At 67.6% G+C, this 18,267-nt stretch carries 18 protein-coding genes and 3 tRNA genes; 9 read left to right on the top strand and 12 right to left on the bottom strand.

Annotated features, from left to right (window positions below; all coding sequences use genetic code 11):
• Positions 1-230: 230 nt before the first annotated feature.
• A complete protein-coding gene (locus tag CFB18_RS06640) occupies positions 231-983 on the bottom strand; it encodes a glycerophosphodiester phosphodiesterase (RefSeq protein ID WP_200808114.1) in 753 nt (250 codons plus the stop codon).
• Between the two features lie 592 nt (positions 984-1,575).
• On the opposite strand from CFB18_RS06640, the gene CFB18_RS06635 reads away from it, so the two are divergent.
• Positions 1,576-1,791 (top strand): hypothetical protein, encoded by a 216-nt coding sequence (locus CFB18_RS06635; RefSeq protein WP_088571013.1) that lies wholly within the window; start codon positions 1,576-1,578, stop codon positions 1,789-1,791.
• A 51-nt stretch (positions 1,792-1,842) separates the two neighbouring features.
• The gene (locus CFB18_RS06630; protein WP_088571012.1) at positions 1,843-3,177 is read left to right on the top strand and encodes a glycoside hydrolase family 1 protein; all 1,335 of its coding nucleotides are present in this window, start codon (positions 1,843-1,845) and stop codon (positions 3,175-3,177) included.
• A gap of 47 nt (positions 3,178-3,224) precedes the next feature.
• On the opposite strand, the gene CFB18_RS06625 is transcribed toward CFB18_RS06630, so the two are convergent.
• Positions 3,225-3,443: a hypothetical protein gene (locus tag CFB18_RS06625; protein WP_088571011.1), complete on the bottom strand. Its 219-nt coding sequence runs from the start codon at positions 3,441-3,443 to the stop codon at positions 3,225-3,227.
• A gap of 260 nt (positions 3,444-3,703) precedes the next feature.
• On the opposite strand from CFB18_RS06625, the gene CFB18_RS06620 reads away from it, so the two are divergent.
• The 7 genes from CFB18_RS06620 to CFB18_RS06590 are packed head-to-tail and all read left to right on the top strand — an operon-like array spanning position 3,704 to position 9,780.
• Positions 3,704-4,636: an acetamidase/formamidase family protein gene (locus CFB18_RS06620; protein WP_088571010.1), complete on the top strand. Its 933-nt coding sequence runs from the start codon at positions 3,704-3,706 to the stop codon at positions 4,634-4,636.
• 12 nt (positions 4,637-4,648) lie between these two features.
• Positions 4,649-5,164, top strand: a complete 516-nt coding sequence (locus CFB18_RS06615; RefSeq protein ID WP_088571009.1) for a CinA family protein — start codon at positions 4,649-4,651, stop codon at positions 5,162-5,164.
• Between the two features lie 39 nt (positions 5,165-5,203).
• Positions 5,204-6,400, top strand: a complete 1,197-nt coding sequence (locus tag CFB18_RS06610) for a saccharopine dehydrogenase family protein (RefSeq protein ID WP_088571008.1) — start codon at positions 5,204-5,206, stop codon at positions 6,398-6,400.
• A 21-nt stretch (positions 6,401-6,421) separates the two neighbouring features.
• Complete coding sequence (locus tag CFB18_RS06605; protein ID WP_088571007.1) at positions 6,422-7,390, top strand: ornithine cyclodeaminase family protein; 969 nt, start codon at positions 6,422-6,424, stop codon at positions 7,388-7,390.
• On the top strand, positions 7,390-8,115 hold the full coding sequence (locus tag CFB18_RS06600) for an SDR family NAD(P)-dependent oxidoreductase (RefSeq protein WP_159461613.1): 726 nt from the start codon (positions 7,390-7,392) through the stop codon (positions 8,113-8,115). The genes CFB18_RS06605 and CFB18_RS06600 overlap by 1 nt, the downstream gene beginning before the upstream one ends.
• A gap of 51 nt (positions 8,116-8,166) precedes the next feature.
• Entirely contained in the window at positions 8,167-8,640 is a 474-nt protein-coding gene (locus tag CFB18_RS06595) for a DinB family protein (protein WP_088571005.1), read from the top strand.
• 3 nt (positions 8,641-8,643) lie between these two features.
• The gene (locus CFB18_RS06590; RefSeq protein WP_088571004.1) at positions 8,644-9,780 is read left to right on the top strand and encodes an aldo/keto reductase; all 1,137 of its coding nucleotides are present in this window, start codon (positions 8,644-8,646) and stop codon (positions 9,778-9,780) included.
• 77 nt (positions 9,781-9,857) lie between these two features.
• Here CFB18_RS06590 and CFB18_RS06585 read toward each other — a convergent pair whose 3' ends face one another.
• From CFB18_RS06585 to CFB18_RS15275, 10 genes are all read right to left on the bottom strand, one after another.
• Positions 9,858-11,576 carry a long-chain-fatty-acid--CoA ligase gene (locus tag CFB18_RS06585; RefSeq protein ID WP_088571003.1) on the bottom strand — a complete coding sequence of 573 codons (1,719 nt, stop codon included), beginning with the start codon at positions 11,574-11,576 and terminating at the stop codon, positions 9,858-9,860.
• 116 nt (positions 11,577-11,692) lie between these two features.
• Positions 11,693-11,764 (bottom strand) — tRNA-Ile (locus CFB18_RS06580).
• A 23-nt stretch (positions 11,765-11,787) separates the two neighbouring features.
• Positions 11,788-11,860: transfer RNA gene (locus CFB18_RS06575), tRNA-Gly, on the bottom strand.
• Between the two features lie 5 nt (positions 11,861-11,865).
• Positions 11,866-11,940 (bottom strand) — tRNA-Pro (locus CFB18_RS06570).
• A gap of 68 nt (positions 11,941-12,008) precedes the next feature.
• Positions 12,009-12,779, bottom strand: a complete 771-nt coding sequence (locus tag CFB18_RS06565) for a response regulator transcription factor (protein ID WP_088571002.1) — start codon at positions 12,777-12,779, stop codon at positions 12,009-12,011.
• Between the two features lie 2 nt (positions 12,780-12,781).
• On the bottom strand, positions 12,782-13,027 hold the full coding sequence (locus CFB18_RS06560) for a hypothetical protein (RefSeq protein ID WP_088571001.1): 246 nt from the start codon (positions 13,025-13,027) through the stop codon (positions 12,782-12,784).
• 14 nt (positions 13,028-13,041) lie between these two features.
• Complete coding sequence (locus CFB18_RS06555) at positions 13,042-13,539, bottom strand: FHA domain-containing protein (RefSeq protein ID WP_088571000.1); 498 nt, start codon at positions 13,537-13,539, stop codon at positions 13,042-13,044.
• Positions 13,536-15,026 (bottom strand): VWA domain-containing protein, encoded by a 1,491-nt coding sequence (locus CFB18_RS16250; protein WP_088570999.1) that lies wholly within the window; start codon positions 15,024-15,026, stop codon positions 13,536-13,538. Before CFB18_RS16250 ends, CFB18_RS06555 begins: the two co-directional genes overlap by 4 nt.
• Complete coding sequence (locus CFB18_RS06545; RefSeq protein ID WP_159461612.1) at positions 15,023-15,958, bottom strand: PP2C family protein-serine/threonine phosphatase; 936 nt, start codon at positions 15,956-15,958, stop codon at positions 15,023-15,025. The genes CFB18_RS16250 and CFB18_RS06545 overlap by 4 nt, the downstream gene beginning before the upstream one ends.
• Positions 15,959-16,305: 347 nt before the next feature.
• Complete coding sequence (locus CFB18_RS15275; RefSeq protein ID WP_159461611.1) at positions 16,306-18,174, bottom strand: serine/threonine-protein kinase; 1,869 nt, start codon at positions 18,172-18,174, stop codon at positions 16,306-16,308.
• Positions 18,175-18,267 lie beyond the last annotated feature (93 nt).

Here is an 18,267-nt window from a genome sequence, read left to right as displayed (position 1 = left end):
ATCACCACCCCATCGAAGGCCGAGGCCGTCCACCCGGAAGGCAACGGCACCGCCATCGCCAGCTCCCAGCCCGCCCGAAGCTGCCGAGGCAGATCCGCCACCAGGTCCAGCATCCGGCCCGCATCCAGCGCCCGTAAACGCACCGGGTCGTCCAGATGGATCATCGCGCCTTCCTCCGTTCGTTCATCACAATCCCGCATTGTAGCACGGTCTCCCGACGTCGAAGAGGTTCATTGCGCCCCAAGAAGACGGACCAGGAGAGCTGGATCATCGGTGATCAGGGCGTCCACCCTTAGGCGGATCAGACGCTCCGCCTCCTGGAGGTCGTTCACGGTCCAGGCCACCACCGCCAGGCCACGCCGCCGACACCAGGAGACCGTTCGCTCATCGATCATGCGGAACGAGAGATGGCGAGCTTGGTGAGGGACGAGGAAGGCCAGCCAGGCCCGGCGCAACGGGAGGGGGAGATCGAGATCCACCAGAAGCCCACGGGGGATCTCCGGCGCCAAGCGCCAGGCCCGGCGCAGGGTCAGCGGATTGAAGGACGAAAGCAGCGTCCGATGGACCAGCCCGTAGCGCCGAACGCACGCCACCACCGCCCGCACCAGCCCATCATCCCGCACCCCGAAGGCCTTCAGCTCGATGTTGTAAAGGGCCCGATCCCCGAAGGCCTCGAAAACTTCCTCCAGTGTGGGGATCCGCTCCCCGGCGAAGCGAGGATCGAACCATTTTCCTGCGTCCAGCGTCCGAAGCTCCGCCAGCGTCTTCTCCGAGATCCGGCCGCGGCCATCCGTGGTGCGGCTTAATTCCGAATCGTGGAACACCACCGGAACGCCGTCCCGGGAGAGCTGGACGTCCAGCTCCAGCCCGTCGGCACCCTGCTCCAGGGCCAGGCGGAAAGCGGCCAGCGTGTTCTCCGGGGCGATCCGGGAGGCCCCCCGATGAGCGAGGATGAGCGGCCGATCCGCTCGGAAAAACGTCACGACGGCCTCCGGGAGGAGGATGTGAGCCATAGCGCTGCCCGGAAGAAAGACGGCGCGCTCCGACCAGACGGTCTGCCTATCATTGTTATGATACAATTGCTCGAGGAGGCGGCGATGGGGCTCACGGTGCGGGATTTCAACGACCTGATGCGCCTGCTGGACCGGCACCCGGAGTGGGTGGAGGCCCTACGCCAGCGCCTGCTCACCCGAGAGCTCCTGGAGTCCCCCAAGACCCTGCGGAGGAGGCCGCCAAGCTGGAGGACGCCGACGTCCTGGTCCGGGGCCGCTCCCGGGCCACCGGCGGCGAGGCCTTTCGGGTGGTGGAGGTCTTCGCGAAGGTGGACACCGACGATGCGAAGCGGGCGGAGATCCTGCGCAAGGCCCGGCCGGAGGCGGAGGGGATCCCCGTGGCGGCAGGTCCCGAGATCTACCCCCTGGCGGCTTGGGCCGCGCGGGGACCAGGGGGTCTGGTGGCTCACCGACGGCCGCCCTTACGCCCCCCACGAAATCCCGCAAGAATCATAAATGTGGGGCGACTGGGCTCTCGCCCGATGATCCAGGCGTCCCCTCCTTGCGAAGAGGAGGCCACGAGATGATCCCTCCTTCTCGCCTGCGCTGGATCCGGATGTTCCTCGCCGGGCTGATCGGCTCGGCGGCGGGGTGGACCGTGGCGACGGCGATGTGGTTGGCTTTCGCCGCCCGGGGGCCCATGCCCGCAGGCGGCGAGCTGGTGATCCCGGTGACCTCCCTCGGAGCCGCCTTCCTGGCTGCCTGGCTGGCCTGGATCAACTGGAGCCCATCCCGCTGACGGTCTGAGAGCCTTTCCGCCGTGGAAGGAACCCACGAACCGGGAGGCCCTATGGTGGAGTTCGCCTTTCACTTCCCTTCCGGCTTCCTCTGGGGGACGGCGACCTCCAGCCATCAGGTGGAAGGGGACAACACGAACAACGACTGGTGGCGCTGGGAGCAGGAGCCGGGCCGCATCCGCGATGGGAGCCGCTCGGGCCGGGCGTGTGACTGGTGGCGGAACGCGGAGGCGGATTTCGACCGCGCCGCTGCTATGGGCCAGAACGCCCATCGCCTCTCCATCGAGTGGAGCCGTATCGAGCCCCGGGAGGGCGTCTTTGACGACGCCGCCCTGGATCGCTATCGGGAGATGCTCCGGGGGCTACGGGAGCGAGGGATCGAGCCCATGGTCACCCTGCACCATTTCACCAACCCCCTCTGGCTGGCCGAGCAGGGCGGCTGGGAGAACCCCCTCACCGTCGAGCGCTTCGAGCGCTACGTGCGGCACGCGGTAGGCGCGCTGAAGGACTTCTGCCGACTGTGGTGCACCATCAACGAGCCGAACGTCCTGGCCTACATGGGCTGGAACGAGGGGAAGTGGCCGCCGGGGAAGCGGGACTTCGGCCTCTCCATGCAGGTCCTCCGCCACCTGATGCAGGCCCACGCCCGGGCCTACCACGCGATCCACGAGATCCAGCCGGAGGCCCAGGTGGGGATCGCCCACAACATGGTGGTCTTCGAGCCCGCCCATCCCGCTTCCCCCCTCGACCGCATGATCGCCCGCTTGCACGACCGGATGTTCAACCGTCTTGTCCTGGACGCCATGGCCGCGGGTCGGGAGCCCGGCCTGGCCGCTTTCCGCACCCTGGCGGCCCTGCGCGGAACCTATGATTTCATTGGGCTGAACTACTACACCCGGCGCCTCTCGGCCTTCGACCGGCGCTCCCCCGCCACCCTGTTCGGCCGGACTTTCCTGAACCCTCACGGGGAGCTCAGCGATGGAGAATACGGGGAGGTCTTCCCGGAGGGCCTCTATCTGCTGCTGAAACGTCTGGCTCGTTACGGCAAGCCGATCTATGTGACGGAGAACGGGATCCCGGACGCGGACGATGATCAGCGGCCCCGCTTCCTGGTCCGCCATCTTCATGCCATGTGGCGGGCCATTCAGCAGAACGTCCCGGTGCGGGGCTATTTCCACTGGTCCCTGGTGGATAACTTCGAGTGGGCGGAAGGATGGACGTTGCGCTTCGGGCTGATCGAGGTGGATCCGGAGACCCAGGCGCGGCGGCCGCGCCGCAGCGCCGATCTTTACGCGGAGGTCTGTCGGGCCAACGCCCTCACTTCCGAAACCATCATCCGCCACACCCCGGAGCTCCTGGAGGAAATGTTCGGGATCTCCATAGGCTGAATCCGCGGGGATCAGAGGGGGGAGGCAGGCGGATGCGCCGGCCCCGATCAGGGGAAAACAGGAGCCGGGCCCATGGGGGACGATGGGGAGGCTTTCCCCGTCCCGTCCTGCCCCTTCCTGCGAAGCAGAGCGAGGAGACGCCACCGCCGATTCTCCTCCGCCCAGCGGGCCTGACATTGCCGGAGCCAGCGCTCCCGCTCCGCCTCCCGCAACCGCTCCTCTCGCCACATCCGGCTGAGCTCCCACAGCACATAGGCGTTCCACATGGCTCCTCACCTCCTTTCCTGCGAGGGGCTCATCCGCCTCGGCCAGGCCCTCAAGGGGCCGGCCTGCCGACGACGTCCTTTTGAAAATTCTTTTCAATTAATTATTTTATCCGAATCCGCCCTTATCTGAGGGGGGATCGACCCAGTTAAAATAGAAGAAGACAAAGGGGCTCCTGCGCGCTTCGATGGGGCCACCGCAGACCTTCGTGGTAGCCTGGAGCCGGATCACCCGGCAGCAGCCCATACGGAGGAGGTGCGCCATGCCTCGAACCCATCTGTTCCCGCCCGACCGTGTGCATTACGTGTGGAACAACGCCCTCCCCCCTGTCCTGGAGATCGATCCCGGGGACACGGTGATCTACGAGCTGCGGGACGTCACGGACAACCAGATCACCCCGGCCTCGACGGCGGAGGATCTCACCCGCCTGGACTGGAGCCGGATCTATCCCCTGGCCGGCCCGCTCCTTGTGAAAGGCGCCCAGCCCGGCGACGTGCTGGAGGTGGAGATCGTGGACCTTCACCCGAAGGGCTGGGGGTGGACCGGGATCATCCCCGGCTACGGGCTCCTGGCGGAGGAGTTCGAACAGCCCTATCTGAAGATCTGGGATCTCTCGCCGGGGGATCACACGTTCTTCCGGGAGGATATCCGCATCCCCCTGGATCCTTTCTGCGGCACGATGGGGGTGGCCCCTCGCGAACCCGGCGAGCATCCCGTGATGCCCCCCGGCCCTTTCGGCGGGAACATGGACATCCGTCACCTGACCCGGGGTTCCCGCTTGTTCCTGCCCGTGCAAGTGGAAGGGGCCCTGTTCTCCGTTGGGGACGCCCACGCCGCTCAGGGGGATGGGGAGATCTGCGTCACCGCCATCGAGGCTCCCATGTATGCCGTCCTTCGCTTTTATCTCCATAAGGGGCGCTCCATTGAGGAACCGCAGTTCCTCTGTCCCAAGCCGTTGACCGCCAAATACGATGAGAAGGGCTACTACGCCACCACCGGCATCGCCCCGGATCTCATGGTCGCAGCCAAGAAAGCCGTTCGATATATGATCGATCACATCTCCCAAACCTACCGCATGAGCCGGGAGGAGGCCTACATCCTGGCCAGCGTGGTGGTCGACTTGAAGATCAGTGAGGTGGTCGACAAGCCCAACTGGATCGTCACCGCCTACCTCCCTCTGAGCATCTTCCGCTGAGCGATCGCCGGGATGGAGCAACCGGAGCCCGACCGCGCCGCCCAGGTGGAGAAGAGGCTGAAGGAACGGGGCTGGCGGCTGGCGGTGGCCGAATCGTGCACAGGGGGCTGGCTCAGCCACCGCCTGACCAACGTCCCGGGCAGCTCCGCCTGCTTCCTGGGCGGCGTGATTGCTTACCGAAACGAAGTCAAAGCCCGCCTGCTCGGAGTGCGAGAGGAGACGCTGCGCCGCTTCGGGGCGGTCAGCCCCCAGGTGGCCCGAGAGATGGCGGAGGGCATCCGCCGGCTGCTCGGGGCGGACCTCGCCCTCGCCATCACCGGCGTCGCCGGCCCGGAGCCGGTGGAGGGACAGCCTGTGGGGCGCATCTACATCGCCCTGGCCGGGCCCTCCGGCACGTGGGTTCGCCGCATCACAGGCGGCCTCCACCGCATTGAGAACAAAGAGCTCGCCGTCGAGGCCGCCCTGGCGCTGCTGGAGGCCTTCCTCACCGGCAGCCCGCCTCCCGGGGAACCCGCGGAGGATCCATAGCGCACCCGCTTCTATCCTGTCCATCGGAGGTGCAAGGCGATGGCCTTCCGCTATGCCGTGATCGGCGCGGGGATGCAGGGCACGGCCGCCGCTTACGATCTGGCCCGCTTCGGGGATGCGACGGAGATCCGGCTGGCGGATCAGGCTCCCATTCGGGCCGAGCGCGCCGCCGCGCGCCTCAACCGCCTCCTCGGCCGTCCCCTGGTGCAACCTGCTGTCCTCGATGTGCGGGACGAGGAGGCCGCGGTGGCCTTCCTGCGCACCGCAGACGCCGCCATCAGCGCCGTCCCCTACCGGTTCAACCCCCTCCTCGCTCGGGCCGCCCTTCGGGCTCGGACCTCCCTGTGCGATCTGGGCGGGCATCTCCCCACCACCCGAGAAGTGCTGGCCCTGGATGAGGCGGCCCGGGAGGCCGGGATCTCTCTCATCCCGGATTGTGGGCTGATGCCCGGCCTGGGCAACACCCTGGCGGTCTACGCGATGCGCCGGATGGATCAGCCCCGGCACGTCCGCATCTGGTGCGGTGGGCTCCCTCAGCGGCCCAAGGGCCCCCTGGGCTACCAGCTGTTCTTCCACATCGCCGGCCTGACGGCCGAATACACCGGCAAGGCGGTCTTCCTCCGGCAAGGACGGATCGTGGAGGTCGAGGCCCTGAGCGAGCCGGAGACGGTGACGTTCCCGCCGCCTGTGGGGACATGTGAGGCCTTTGTTACCTCAGGGGGAACCTCCACCTGCCCCTGGAGCTTCCAGGGGATCCTGGAAACGTATGAGGAAAAAACCGTTCGCTACCCGGGCCATCTGGAACGCATCCGCCTGCTCGCCGAATTGGGGTTCCTGGAGACCGAGCCCGTGGAGGTCGACGGCGTCCGCGTGATCCCCCGGGAGGTCTTCCACCGGCTGGTCGAGCCCCGCCTGCAGTTCCCGGAGGATCCCGCCGATGTCGTGGTGCTCCGGGTGACCTGCGAAGGGATCCATCGTGGGGAGCCGATGACCCTCACCTTGGATCTGATGGATTTCTACGACCCGGAGACCGGCTTCACGGCCATGGAGCGGACCACAGGCGGGCACGCGGCTGTGGTGGCCACGATGATGGCCCGGGGCCAGACCCCAAAGGGAGCCCTGCCGGTGGAACGCGCCGTCGATCCGGAGATCTTCCTCGCCGAATGGCTGCGGCGAGGGATCCCGATCCGTGAGACCGTGCAACGGCCGCTGCAGCTGGCCCGGGAAGCGGCGTGAACAGACCCGAAGGAGGCTCCGATGACGCTGCCCTTCTTTACCGCGGAGGACATCCGGCGGGCGCTGCCGATGCGCGAAGCCATCGAGGCCATGCGGGCGGCCTTCATCGCCTTCAGCGAGGGACGCGCCCACATCCCGCAACGGCTCTCGATCTCGATCCCGGAACAGGAGGGCATCACCCTCGTAATGCCCGGCTATGTGCCTCCCGATGCCCTGGGTCTGAAAGTGGTCTCCGTCTTCCCCCGCAACCCGGCCCGCGGGCTCCCCACCCTCTCCGCCCTGGTGGTGATGCTGGACCCGGAGACGGGCGCGCCCGCAGCCCTCCTGGACGGAGCTTTCCTCACCGCATGGCGGACCGGCGCGGCGTCGGGGCTGGCCACGGATCTGCTCGCCCGCCCCGACGCCGAATCCCTCGCCCTGATCGGCGCCGGGGCCCAGGCCCGCACCCAGCTGCTGGCCGTGGCCGCTGTCCGGTCCCTCCGACGGGTGCGGGTCTACAGCCGCACCCCCGCCCGGGCCCAGGCCCTGATCGAGGAACTACGAGGACAGGAGGGCATACCGGAGGACATCGCCGTCGCGCCCACCCCGGAGGCCGCGGTGGCGGAGGCGGACATCGTGTGCACGGCCACCAACTCCTCCGTCCCGGTCTTCGACGGCCGGGCCCTGCAGCCCGGAACCCACATCAACGCCATCGGCTCCTTCACCCTCGAGATGCGCGAACTGGATGAAGAAACCTTCCGCCGGGCCGCCCGGGTGGTGGTAGACTCCCGGGCGGCCGCCCTCGCGGAGGCCGGCGAGGTGGTGTGGGCGATCCGACAGGGGATCCTCCGCGAGGCCGACTTGGTGGAGCTGGGGGAGATCGCCGCGGGCCGGCGTCCGGGCCGCGAGCGGCCGGAGGAGATCACCCTCTTCAAGTCCGTCGGCCTGGCGGTGCAGGACCTGGTGGCCGCTCAACGCGTGTGGCAGCGCATCCGGGCACAGGGGGGATGATGGACCTGCGGGGACGGGTGGTGCTGGTGACCGGTGCGGGGCGGCGTCTGGGTCGGGCCATCGCCCTGGGCCTGGCCCAGGCCGGGGCCCACATCGCCGTCCACTACCACACCTCCGCCGAGGAAGCCGAGGAGACCGTCCGCCGGATTCGGGCCCTGGGGGTAGACGCCGAGGCCTTCCCGGCGGACCTGCGGGATCCCGGGCAGATCCCCCCGCTGGTCGATGCCGTGGCCCGACGCTTCGGGCGATTGGACGGGCTGGTGAGCGCGGCGGCGGTGATGCGGGTCACCCGCTGGCACGAGATCACGCCCGCGCAATGGGATGAGATCCTCGCCCTGAACCTGCGGGCGCCGATGTTCTGCGCCCAGGCCGCCGCCCGCCATATGGAAGAGGGCGTCATCATCCACATCGCCGACGGATCCGCCCTCAAGCCCTGGCCGGATTACCTGGCCCACACCGTCTCCAAGGCGGGCCTGGTGGCCCTCACCCGGGCCCTGGCCCTCGCCCTGGCCCCCCGCATCCGGGTCAACGCCGTCATCCCCGGCCCCATCCTCAAGCCCGTCCACTGGGAGGAAGAACGATGGGAACGACTGATCCGCCACGTGCCCCTGGGCCGCGCCGGGGCCCCCGAGGAGGTGGCGCGCGCCGTGCGCTACCTGATGGAGGCGGATTACGTCACCGGCGCCGTCCTGGTGGTGGACGGCGGCCATCATCTACGATCGTGAATCCGGGGGCATGCCCCCACATCCGGGAAACCCGATCTTCAGGAGGGACCGATGAGCGAGCGCAAGGCGGCGATCCGGAGGCATCTGGACCAGACCCGCGCGGAGGTGCTGGCCATCGCTTCCCAGCTGCGGGAGGATGACTGGGAGAAGCCCGTGCAGGGCGAAGGCGGCAAATGGACCGCCCGTCAGGTCCTGGCCCACCTGGCCGCGGCGGAGATCGGCCAGATGTCCCGCATCCAGCGGGTGCTGGCCGGGGAGCGCTATATGCCTGAGGGCTTCAACCTGGACGTGTGGAACGAGCGCCAGATCCAGAAGCGGGAGAACCAGCGCGTGGAGGACATCCTGAAGGACCTGGAGGCCTCCCGCCAGGCTCTGCTCCAGCTGCTGGACTCCTTGAGCGAGGAGCAGCTGGACATCGAGGGTCAGCACGCCATCGGGGCAATGATGACGGTGGAGCAGATGTTCTACCATCTGGGGAACCACGAACGGGATCACGCGGCAGAGCTGCGGCGGGCGCTGGAGTGAATAGTGAATAAAGAGATGGAGGCGGCGATCCCCGGATGGGCGACGCCGCAGGGCACATGGGCTTACGCGAGGCGGTTCGAGGGGACTGCGGCCCCGGGCCATTTCCGCCCGGCCCAGGGGCTGTGGCTATCTTCCATCGGCCTCGGCACCTATCTGGGCCATCCCGACCCGGAGACCGACGCCCGCTATGTGGAGGCCATCGTCTGCGCCGTGGCCCGGGGCTGCAACGTCATCGACACCGCCATCAACTACCGCTTCCAGCGCAGCGAACGCTGCGTCGGCGAGGCCCTCCGCCAGTTGCTCGCCCAGGGATTCCGCCGGGAAGAGCTGGTCATCGCCACCAAGGGCGGCTACGTCCCCTATGAGGGGGACTGGCCGGAGGATCCGCAGCGCTACATTGAGGAGACCTACCTGCGGGCCGGGATCGCGCGTCCGGAGGATTTCGTGGACGGGCACTGCATCGCCCCCGGCTACCTGCGCCATCAGATCGCCCAGAGCCGGCGGAACCTGGGCCTGGAGGCCATCGATGTCTACTTCCTGCACAACCCGGAGGTGCAACGGGCCGCTTTGCCGCCGGATGAGTTCCGGGCGCGTCTGCGGGCGGCCTTCGCCGTCCTGGAGGAGGCCGTCGCTCAAGGATGGATCCGCTTCTATGGGACCGCCACCTGGGCGGCTTACCGGGCTCCGGCCTATGCGCCGGAGGCGCTATCCCTGGCGGAGGTGGAGGCCATCGCCCGCGAAGTCGGCGGCCCCGAACATCATTTCCGGTTCGTGCAGCTTCCCTATAACCTGAGCATGCCCGAGGCGGCCCTCCGGCGGAACCAGCCGTGGGGCGAGGGATGGGCGACCACCCTGGAAGTGGCCCGGGATCTGGGGATCACCGTGTGGGCCAGCGCCTCCCTGATGCAGGGGCGCTTGCTCCGGAGTTGGCCCCTGTGGCTGCGGCGCCTCTTCCCCGAGGGCCTCTCCGAAGCCCAGCGCGCCCTCCAGTTCGTCCGCTCCACCCCGGGGATCACCACCGCTCTGGTCGGCATGAGCCGGGTCGCCCATGTAGCGCACAACCTGGCCCTGGTTGCCCATCCACCCCTGTCCCCTGAGGCCATCCAGGCGATCCTGAATGCCCTGGGTCGCCCCCGGTGAGCGCCCCGTAGGAAAAACAGGAGCTGGGGACATCTCGGACATCCCCAGCTCCCTCGATTTCTGCAAGAGCGATGGCTTCATCCAGTGGGCTGGCCCCGGGCCCGCTCTTCCTCCACCAGCACCCGGCGCAGGACCTTGCCCACCATGCTCTTGGGGAGCTCGCTTCGGAACTCGATGAAACGCGGGATCTTATAAGGCGCCAGCTTGTCCCGGCACCACTCCCGGATCTCCTCCACCGTCGCCGTCTGCCCCTCGTGGAGCACCACCCAGGCTTTAACCGCCTCCCCCTGATGCGGATCCGGGATCCCGGCGACGGCCACCTCTTTAATCTTGGGATGCTGGGCCAGGACCTCCTCGACCTCCCGCGGCCACACCTGATAGCCGCCCGGCTTGATCACTTCCTTCTTGCGATCCACGATATAGAAATAGCCATCCTCGTCCATTCGGGCGATGTCGCCCGTGTAAAGCCAGCCGTTTCGGAGGGTGTTCTCGGTCTCCGTCGGGCGGTTCCAGTAGCCCTGGAAGACCTGGGGACCGCGCAGCACCAGCTCCCCGATCTCCCCCGGCGGCAGCTCGGTGACCCCGTCCTCCAGGCTGACGATCTTCGCGTCCACATCGGGGAGCGGGATCCCGATGCTGCCCTCCTTGTTCAGGCCGTAGAGGGGATTGCAATGGGTGGCGGTGGGCGCCTCCGAGAGGCCATAGCCCTCCACCAGCTTCGCCCCGGTGATCTCCTCGAAGCGCCGCTTGATCTCCAGCAGCAGCGGCGCGGCGCCGGAGATGCAGGCGCGGATGGTGCGCAGGTTGTATTTGCCGGCCTTCACATCCGGGTGATTGTTGATGGCGTTGTAGAGGGTGGGCACGCCCGGGAACATGGTCACGCGATAACGCTGCAGCCCATCGAGAAGCGTCGGCAGATCCCGGGGGTTCGGCACCAGCACGATGGTGGCGCCGCACTGCATGGCCAGGCCCAGGACCACGATCATACCGTAGGCGTGGAACAGCGGGAGGGCGCCCATCACCACTTCCTGGCCGTCCCGGATCTCCGGATCCCACGCTCGTATCTGCAGGACGTTGGCCACGATGTTGCGGTGGAGGGCCACCGCCCCTTTCGAGAGGCCGGTGGTCCCGCCTGTATACTGGAAGATGGCCACGTCGTCCGGTCCCACCTCCACCGCCGGCCGCTGGTCCGGCCGGTAGCGCCGCAGCAGGTCCTGGAACCAGATGTCGTTGTCCCGCAGCGCCACCCGGTCGCCCTCTTTGCGCTCCCGGGCCAGGGTGTAGAGGAGCTTGAGGAGCGGGCTCATGTATTCCTTGATGTGAACGGCCACCACGCGGCGCACCGCGGTGTTGGGCTGGACGGATTTCACCCGCTCGTAGATCCGGCTGAGGACGATGGCCACCGTGGCGCCGGAGTCGGCGAGCTGATATTCCAGCTCTCGAGGGGTGTAGATGGGGTTGGTGGCCACTACGATGCCGCCGATCTTCTGGACGGCGAAGTAGGAGATGACGAACTGAGGGATGTTCGGCATGATCAAAGCCACCCGATCCCCTTTGCGCACCCCCAGCTCATGGTAGAGGGCCGCGGCCAGGCGGTCCGAGAGCTCGTTGAGCTCCCGGTAGGTCATGGCGCTCCCGGCGAACCCCTGATGGGCGGGCTTGAAGATCAGGGCGGGGCGATCCGGGAACCGGCGGGCGGAATCCTCCAGGAAGCGGAAGAAGGGGATGGGGGGATACTCCAGGGACCTCGGAGTGCGGGGATCATAAAACCGATACCAGGGACGATCGTTCGCCATCGCTTCCTCCCTGAGATGGAATGAAGCGGGGGAACCCAACCCAGGGGGCCTGCCCTCCTCCACAGCGCCGTGCGCACCCCCTTTCCGTGCTCCGACGGCGGACACCCTCCCCCTTGTGGGCCCGGCAGGATTCGAACCTGCAACCGACCGGTTATGAGCCGGCTGCTCTGCCGTTGAGCTACGGGCCCACTCTATCCCTCATCAGAATAGGAGCGGGCGACGGGATTCGAACCCGCGACCTTCTGCTTGGAAGGCAGACGCTCTACCCTCTGAGCTACGCCCGCCCGAGTCGGGGCGGTCGGATTCGAACCGACGACCCCCACGTCCCAAACGTGGTGCGCTAACCTGGCTGCGCCACGCCCCGATGCCTGCGTTTTCAATTATATCATCTCGGGAGGATTTTGGGGAACGAGGGGATCAGGGCCTTTGGGCTCAAGAAGAGGCGTCCGCCGCCTGGCGCTTCAGCCGCTCCAGCTCCCCGCCCCGGAAGTCCACGAACCGGTAACCCACCCCCCGTTCGGTGAGAATGTAACGCGGGCGGGAGGGGTCCGGCTCGATCTTCTGACGGAGGTAATTGATGTAGAGCCGCAGGTAATGGGTCTCGTCCCGGTATTCGTAGCCCCACACCTTGGCCAGCAGGCTTTCGTGACTGAGGGTCCGCCCCGCGTTGTTCACCAGATGATACAGCAGCCGCCACTCTGTAGGCCGCAGCTTGATCTCTTTGCCCCCGGCGATCACCACCCGCCGGTTGAAGTCGATGGTCAGGTAATCATCAATCTGCACCGCCCCGCCCGCCGTGGCCGGGGTATCCACCCGGCGCAGGACAGCCTTGATGCGGCTGATCAGCTCCCGAGGCGAGAAGGGCTTGGTCACATAATCGTCCGCCCCCAGCTCCAGCCCCCGGACCTTGTCCGCCTCATCCGCCCGCACCGTGAGCATAATCACCGGGACCGAGCTCACCTCCCGGATCATGGCCAAGGTCTCGAAGCCATCCAGCTCCGGCATCATCACGTCCAGGATCACCAGGTCCGGCAGCAGCTCCTTGACTTTCTCCAGGGCCTCCAGGCCGTTGGAGGCCTCGAAGACCTCGAAGCCCTCCAGCTCCAGGTTCATGCGGACGAACTGCCGCACCCGTGCCTCATCGTCCACGATGAGGATCCGCCGGCGCTCCCGCGCTTCCGGCCGAACCGGCGCCTGAACCATCTTCACCGCTCCCGCACGAAGCTGATGATCTCGGCCTCCTCGCGGGCGCTCAGGACCTCCACGAAGGAGATCCGATGCCAGGGGATGATCACCTGCACCGCCTCCGGGTCGATGTAATGCACCTCCTTCCCATCGCGGAGGCGGACGTTGCTGCAGATCAGCACCTGATCCTGAGGCTCGGGCAGCCGCTCCACCTCCGCCAGGAGCGGATCCGCATTGATCAGATGGATGAGGACCGTGTAGGTCATATGGGAGATCCTCCTTACGCCAGCGCCACCCGAATCGGGATCTGACCCAGCCGGATCTCGTCCCCCTCCCCCAGGGCCTGCGGGGAGTAAGGCGCCAGACGCGTCCCGTTGAGATACGTCCCGTTGGTGCTGCCCAGATCCTCGATGTAGAACCGGCCGTCCTGGTAGAACACCCGGGCGTGGCGACGGGACACCCCGCCTTCCAGACCCCCGTCGGATGTGAGGTCCACCTGGGGGAAGATGCCGCGGCCCACATCCAGCCGCCCCAGGAGCACCTCCTGATCCGGTTGGACCACAATCCGGCGGCCGGAGGTGAGCACCTGCAGCACCAGGCTCTGCGGAACGGTGGGAGCCTCTACAGCGCGCCCGGAGGCCGTTTCGATGGGGGCTGGAACGCCTTCGGGAAGCGGCTCCGTGCGCAGGGGCCCGCCCGTGAGCAGATACACACCGCACTCCGGGCAGAACAGGGCCCCGACCGGATATTTTCGCCCGCACAACGGACACTCGATCATGAGGCTCCTCCCGAATCAGGGGGCGGAAGCATCAGCATCCGCGTTTTGTATTTTAAGGCGAGCTGCTGGCCTCTGGGAACCGCACGACCCTGCAACAGGCGGGTGGCGGCCTCCAGCGCCTCCCGGGCCAGATCCGTTGCCCCCAGCTCCAGGAGGCGGGTTCCCACCTGCTGGAGCCGACGGGCGCCTTCCTCCCATCTCCCCGCCCGCACGGCCGCCCAGGCCTGCTCCTGCAGGCGGTAGATCACCACCCGGGCCAGGGCCTCCCATAGCGGACCAGGGGGCTCCACCGTCAACGGCTCCTCCGGGAGAACCGGCGCCTGCACCGTCCACTGCGCCCGGACCGGGCGAGGCGGGTTCCCCGGGACCTGTCCCCGCAGGTCCAGGTGGGCGAGCTCCCGCCAGCCGGGCTCCAGGGGAGGCAGGGCGAACTCCAGGAGCACCTGGATCGGCCGGGAGAGGTGCAGCGAACCCAGATACCAGCCGGTGTCCTCCCGTGGTGGAACCCGCAGCTCCGGGCGGATCTGATACAGCCCGGTGAGCTGGACGCCCTCGGCCGGTTCTACGATCAGGCGGAGGTCCTCCATCCCAAGCTCCTCCAGCAACCGCAGGTGCTCCAGGAAACGCTGGCGGATCTCCTCCGGCGAGGTGATGTAACCGGAGATCCCACCGCTGCGGGCGGCGATCTCGTCCAGCAGCTCGTCATTCCAGTCCTCGCCGATTCCGAACGCGCTGATCCCGATGCCCACCTGACGGGCCTGCTCCGCGAGCTCCCGGCAACGATCCTCGTCCCCATAGGTCCGGCCGTCGGTGAGCAGGATCAGATGGACCGAAGCGCCTGCCCGCCGGGCGCGGAAGAGCTCCTGGAACCCCAAAAGAAGCCCTCGATAGATCTCGGTGCCCCCGCCGGCCTCCAGGGTGGCCAGGCGGTCATGCAGGCGATGGCGCTCCTCGGCCGGGCTCAGGGGCCAGATGACCTCCGCCCGGTTGTGAAAAGCCACCACCGCCAGTCGATCCCCGGGCTGCAGATGGGCGGCCAGCTCCAGGGCAGCGGCCTTCGCCTGTTCCAGGCGCGGCCCCCGCATGGAATTGCTTCGATCCACCACCAGGGCCAGATCCACCGGCCGGCGCGAGGGTTGGGCCTCCGGGGGCATCTCGATGGTGAGCAGGGCGTAGAGGATCTGGGAGGCCGACAGGGCCGGCAACCGGGGCCGGCTGAGGAGCAGCTGCACCCGCAAGGCGGAGCCTGGGTCGCTCCACTGGGCCTGCCGCTGCCGGTCATACGCCGCCCGCCGCTCGGGGTCGGAGAGGACCTCATAGGCCTCATGAACCAGCCGGAACAGCAAGGAGGTCCCCGCCCCAGGCATCGCATCGGGATGGACCCGGCGCGCCAGCGCCCGGAAAGCCCGCTTGATCTCCTCCGGGCTGGCGGTGGGCGGAACGCCCAGGATGGCGTAGTAATCCAGGAACTCCTCGTGGCCGCTCATCGCCCGACCAGGATCACCGAGATGTTGTCATGGCCTCCGGCCGCCCGGGCCTGCTGAACCAGACGATCACATGCCTCCTGTGGAGAGGCGCTCTCCCAGACCGTCTGAAGGATTCGATCCTCCGGGACCTCCCCCCACAGCCCATCGGTGCACAGCATCAGCCAGGCGTCCGGGGGAAGGGCAATCCGGCGGTAGCCCGGGCTCAGCCGGCTGGGATGCCCCAGGGCCTGATACAGGAGGTTACGGGGGATCCCGGCTGCCTCCTCCGCGCGGATGCCCTGAAGCGAGATCATCCGCTGCACCAGGGAATGATCTTCGGTCAGCTGCTCCAGGCGGTCCGGCCAAACCAGATAGGCCCGGCTATCCCCCACGTGGATGAGGTGAACGCTGTCCCCGATGATCAGGGCGCCGACCACGGTGGTTCCGCCCCCGGGGACTGCCTGGAGGATCTGGGCGTTGGCCACGCGGACCGCTTCCTCCAACAGCTCCTTGATCGGATGGTCCGGGACGCGACGGGCGAGGTGCGGGAGGAAGAGATGGCTGGCCAGGTAACGGGCGATCTCCCGGACGGCGAGATCGCTGGCCTGCTCGCCCCCCCGATGGCCGCCCATCCCATCGGCCACCAGGAAGAGCCCGACCGGCAGCAGGCTCCCGGACCCCTCGTAAACGGTGTGCAGGATCAGGAGCGCGTCTTCGTTGCGGGCCCGGATCAGGCCGGGGTCGGTGGCCCAGCCGAAGCGCAGCCCGACGGCAGAGCGAGGGGGCATAGGGGGAAGGGGCATGGTCCCTCCAGACGGCTCCGGCGAGGGTGGGGCGGCCTCCGCCGGCACTCCGGAGGCTGGGGCGGCCGCCGCCGGCGGCTCCGTCATCTCCGGCGCGGAGGGTTCTTTCTCCATCCTGCGCTTCCCGAACAGCCGTCGCAGCCATTTCATCCCTTTCCTCCCCCCGAGGCCCGGTCTGGGATCGGCCGGGCGCATGATTTTTCGAGGAGGGTCTTCAGCCCCGAACCTCCCTCTTCGATCCTACAAGGTCGCAGCGAAGACCGCTCTTGCAGCCTAACCCTCTGTCTTCGATGACGCAAGGGTCACGGCTGAAGCTGCTCCTCCAACGACATCGTTCTCCTGTCTTCGAGAGCACAAGGTCGCGGCTGAAGCCGCTCCTACAAAAATCGATCTTGGGTAGGAAGGGCTTTAGCCCCGAACCTCCCTCTTCGATCCCACAGGGTCGCGGCGAAGACCGCCCCTGCAGCCCGAACCCTCGAATCGCATCGGATCCCGCTTTACGCTCCCACCGGGCTCAAGGCATAAACCCGATGGTCCATCGAGGTCACATATAACGTCCCCTCCCACCACTCAGGGGCGGAAACGATGGGCCCCTCCGTCTGGAAGGACCAGAGGGCGTTGCCGGTGCGGGCGTCCACCGCGTAAAGGCGGCCGTCTGTGGACCCCACCAGGACCTGTCCCTCAAGCAGGAGGGGAGGCGCGTTGACCTGTCCGCCGGTCTGGAACCGCCAGTTCGGGTTGCCGGTCCGCGCGTTCAGCGCGTAGAGAAAGCCATCGGCGGAGCCCACATAGATCACCCCCTCGGCCGCCACCGGGGAGGAGAGGACCGGCCGGCCGGTGCGGAACCGCCAGACCGCCCATCCGGTGCGCGCGTCCAGAGCGTAGACATGCCAGTCCCAGGAACCCACCACGGCCAGCTCGGCGTCGATCCACGGCGAGGCGGTGACCCCCCTGCGGGCGGTGAACTGCCATCGGATGTTCCCCCGCATGTCCAAGGCGTAGACGCCGCCGTCCTCGACCCCCACCACCAGGGTCTCCCCGTAGAAGCCGGCGGAGGAGCGGATGGGCGCGGCGAGGTCCACCCGCCAGAGGACGCGGCCGGACTCCAGGTCGACAGCGTAGAAGAAGCCATCATCGGCGCCGAAGAAGACCACCCCGGCGACGATGCGAGGGGTGGTGTAGATCGGCCCGCCCGCCTCCATGGTCCACAGCAACTGACCGTCCTGGATCCGCAGCGCGTAGAGCCGGTGGTCCAGCGAGCCCACCACCAGCCGGTCCCCGGCCACCGCCACCGCCCCGCCGATGCCGTCTTCCGCGGCGAATTTCCAGCGGAGCTTCCCATCCTCCGCCGAGAGGGCGTAGACATTGTGGTCGTAGGAGGTAACGAAGAGCATTCCTTCCGCGGCCACCGGGCGGGAGCGGATCTCATCCTCGCAGGCGAAGACCCACTTCACCCGGTAAGGGGTGGAGGAAGCCCGAACCGAGGGGATGGCCGGGGAGCGCGAGGCCGCCGACATCCCCATGGCCGCAAGAAGGGCCTGCTTCATCTCCATCGCCGACTGGAAGCGCCGGTCGGGGTCATATTCCAGGGCGCGCATGATCACCTGGGCCAGGGCCTCGGGGACCGCCGGGTTGACCCGACGGATGGGCCGCTCGTGAAAAGAGAAGGGGGGCTCCAAGCGCGGGTCCTGCCGCGTCAGCAGGTGATGGAGCGTGGCCCCCAGGGCATAGATATCCGTGCGTGGATCCGCAATCCCGCGATACTGCTCTGGGGGGCTGTAGCCTTCGGTGCCGATCATCGTCCCCCGCTGGCCGGCCTGGAACACCTTGGCGATCCCGAAGTCCACCAGGAATACCCGCCCGTAAGGGTCGACCATGATGTTCGAGGGCTTGAGATCCCGGAAGATGATAGGCGGCTGCTGGGAGTGAAGATAGTGCAGCACATCGCAGATCTGCACCGCCCAGCTCACCACCTCCTCCACGGGCAGCATCCCCTCGGTGCGCCGCAACCGTGTCTCCAGGTCCTCCCCGGGGATATACTCCATGACGAGGTAGTGGCGCTCGCCCTCTGTGAAGTAGTCGTAAATCTTGGGGATGGCGGGATGGCTCAGGGTGGCCAGCATCGCCGCCTCGCGCTCGAAGCTCTGCTGGGCCAGCGCCCGCATCCGGGGGTCTGGGATATGGCTGATCATCTCCTTCAGCGCGCACAACCGACGCACCGAGGGGAACCGGAGGTCCAGGGCCAGATACACAGTGCTCATCCCCCCCGCGCCGAGCACCCGCTCGATCCGATATCGCCCCTGGAGCACCTCCCCCGGCTTCAGCAAGGTAGGCATCTGCGTCGGATCCAGCTTCTGCGTCTCCATCCCTCTCTTTCCTGGATCCGGGATCCCAGGCGCCATCGCCGTCTGCCCTCCTATGATACCGCTATGGTTAAAATCCTTATACCGGACTTTGGT

Origin of the sequence: Thermoflexus hugenholtzii JAD2, assembly GCF_900187885.1 — a bacterium.
Classification (GTDB): Bacteria; Chloroflexota; Anaerolineae; order Thermoflexales; family Thermoflexaceae; genus Thermoflexus; species Thermoflexus hugenholtzii.
Note: the sequence above shows the minus strand (reverse complement) of the source record. Positions and strands in the feature narration are given on the sequence as shown.

Excerpts from the sequence above, each read along its gene's own strand:
- CFB18_RS06560 (WP_088571001.1), bottom strand. The coding sequence starts at position 13,027 with ATGACCTACACGGTCCTCATCCATCTGATCAATGCGGATCCGCTCCTG.
- CFB18_RS06625 (WP_088571011.1), bottom strand. The coding sequence starts at position 3,443 with ATGTGGAACGCCTATGTGCTGTGGGAGCTCAGCCGGATGTGGCGAGAG.
- CFB18_RS06620 (WP_088571010.1), top strand. The coding sequence starts at position 3,704 with ATGCCTCGAACCCATCTGTTCCCGCCCGACCGTGTGCATTACGTGTGG.
- CFB18_RS06595 (WP_088571005.1), top strand. The coding sequence starts at position 8,167 with ATGAGCGAGCGCAAGGCGGCGATCCGGAGGCATCTGGACCAGACCCGC.
- CFB18_RS15275 (WP_159461611.1), bottom strand. The coding sequence starts at position 18,174 with ATGGAGACGCAGAAGCTGGATCCGACGCAGATGCCTACCTTGCTGAAG.
- CFB18_RS06545 (WP_159461612.1), bottom strand. The coding sequence starts at position 15,958 with ATGAAATGGCTGCGACGGCTGTTCGGGAAGCGCAGGATGGAGAAAGAA.
- CFB18_RS06610 (WP_088571008.1), top strand. The coding sequence starts at position 5,204 with ATGGCCTTCCGCTATGCCGTGATCGGCGCGGGGATGCAGGGCACGGCC.
- CFB18_RS06615 (WP_088571009.1), top strand. The coding sequence starts at position 4,649 with ATGGAGCAACCGGAGCCCGACCGCGCCGCCCAGGTGGAGAAGAGGCTG.
- CFB18_RS06565 (WP_088571002.1), bottom strand. The coding sequence starts at position 12,779 with ATGGTTCAGGCGCCGGTTCGGCCGGAAGCGCGGGAGCGCCGGCGGATC.
- CFB18_RS16250 (WP_088570999.1), bottom strand. The coding sequence starts at position 15,026 with ATGAGCGGCCACGAGGAGTTCCTGGATTACTACGCCATCCTGGGCGTT.
- CFB18_RS06600 (WP_159461613.1), top strand. The coding sequence starts at position 7,390 with ATGGACCTGCGGGGACGGGTGGTGCTGGTGACCGGTGCGGGGCGGCGT.
- CFB18_RS06635 (WP_088571013.1), top strand. The coding sequence starts at position 1,576 with ATGATCCCTCCTTCTCGCCTGCGCTGGATCCGGATGTTCCTCGCCGGG.
- CFB18_RS06585 (WP_088571003.1), bottom strand. The coding sequence starts at position 11,576 with ATGGCGAACGATCGTCCCTGGTATCGGTTTTATGATCCCCGCACTCCG.
- CFB18_RS06605 (WP_088571007.1), top strand. The coding sequence starts at position 6,422 with ATGACGCTGCCCTTCTTTACCGCGGAGGACATCCGGCGGGCGCTGCCG.
- CFB18_RS06555 (WP_088571000.1), bottom strand. The coding sequence starts at position 13,539 with ATGATCGAGTGTCCGTTGTGCGGGCGAAAATATCCGGTCGGGGCCCTG.
- CFB18_RS06630 (WP_088571012.1), top strand. The coding sequence starts at position 1,843 with ATGGTGGAGTTCGCCTTTCACTTCCCTTCCGGCTTCCTCTGGGGGACG.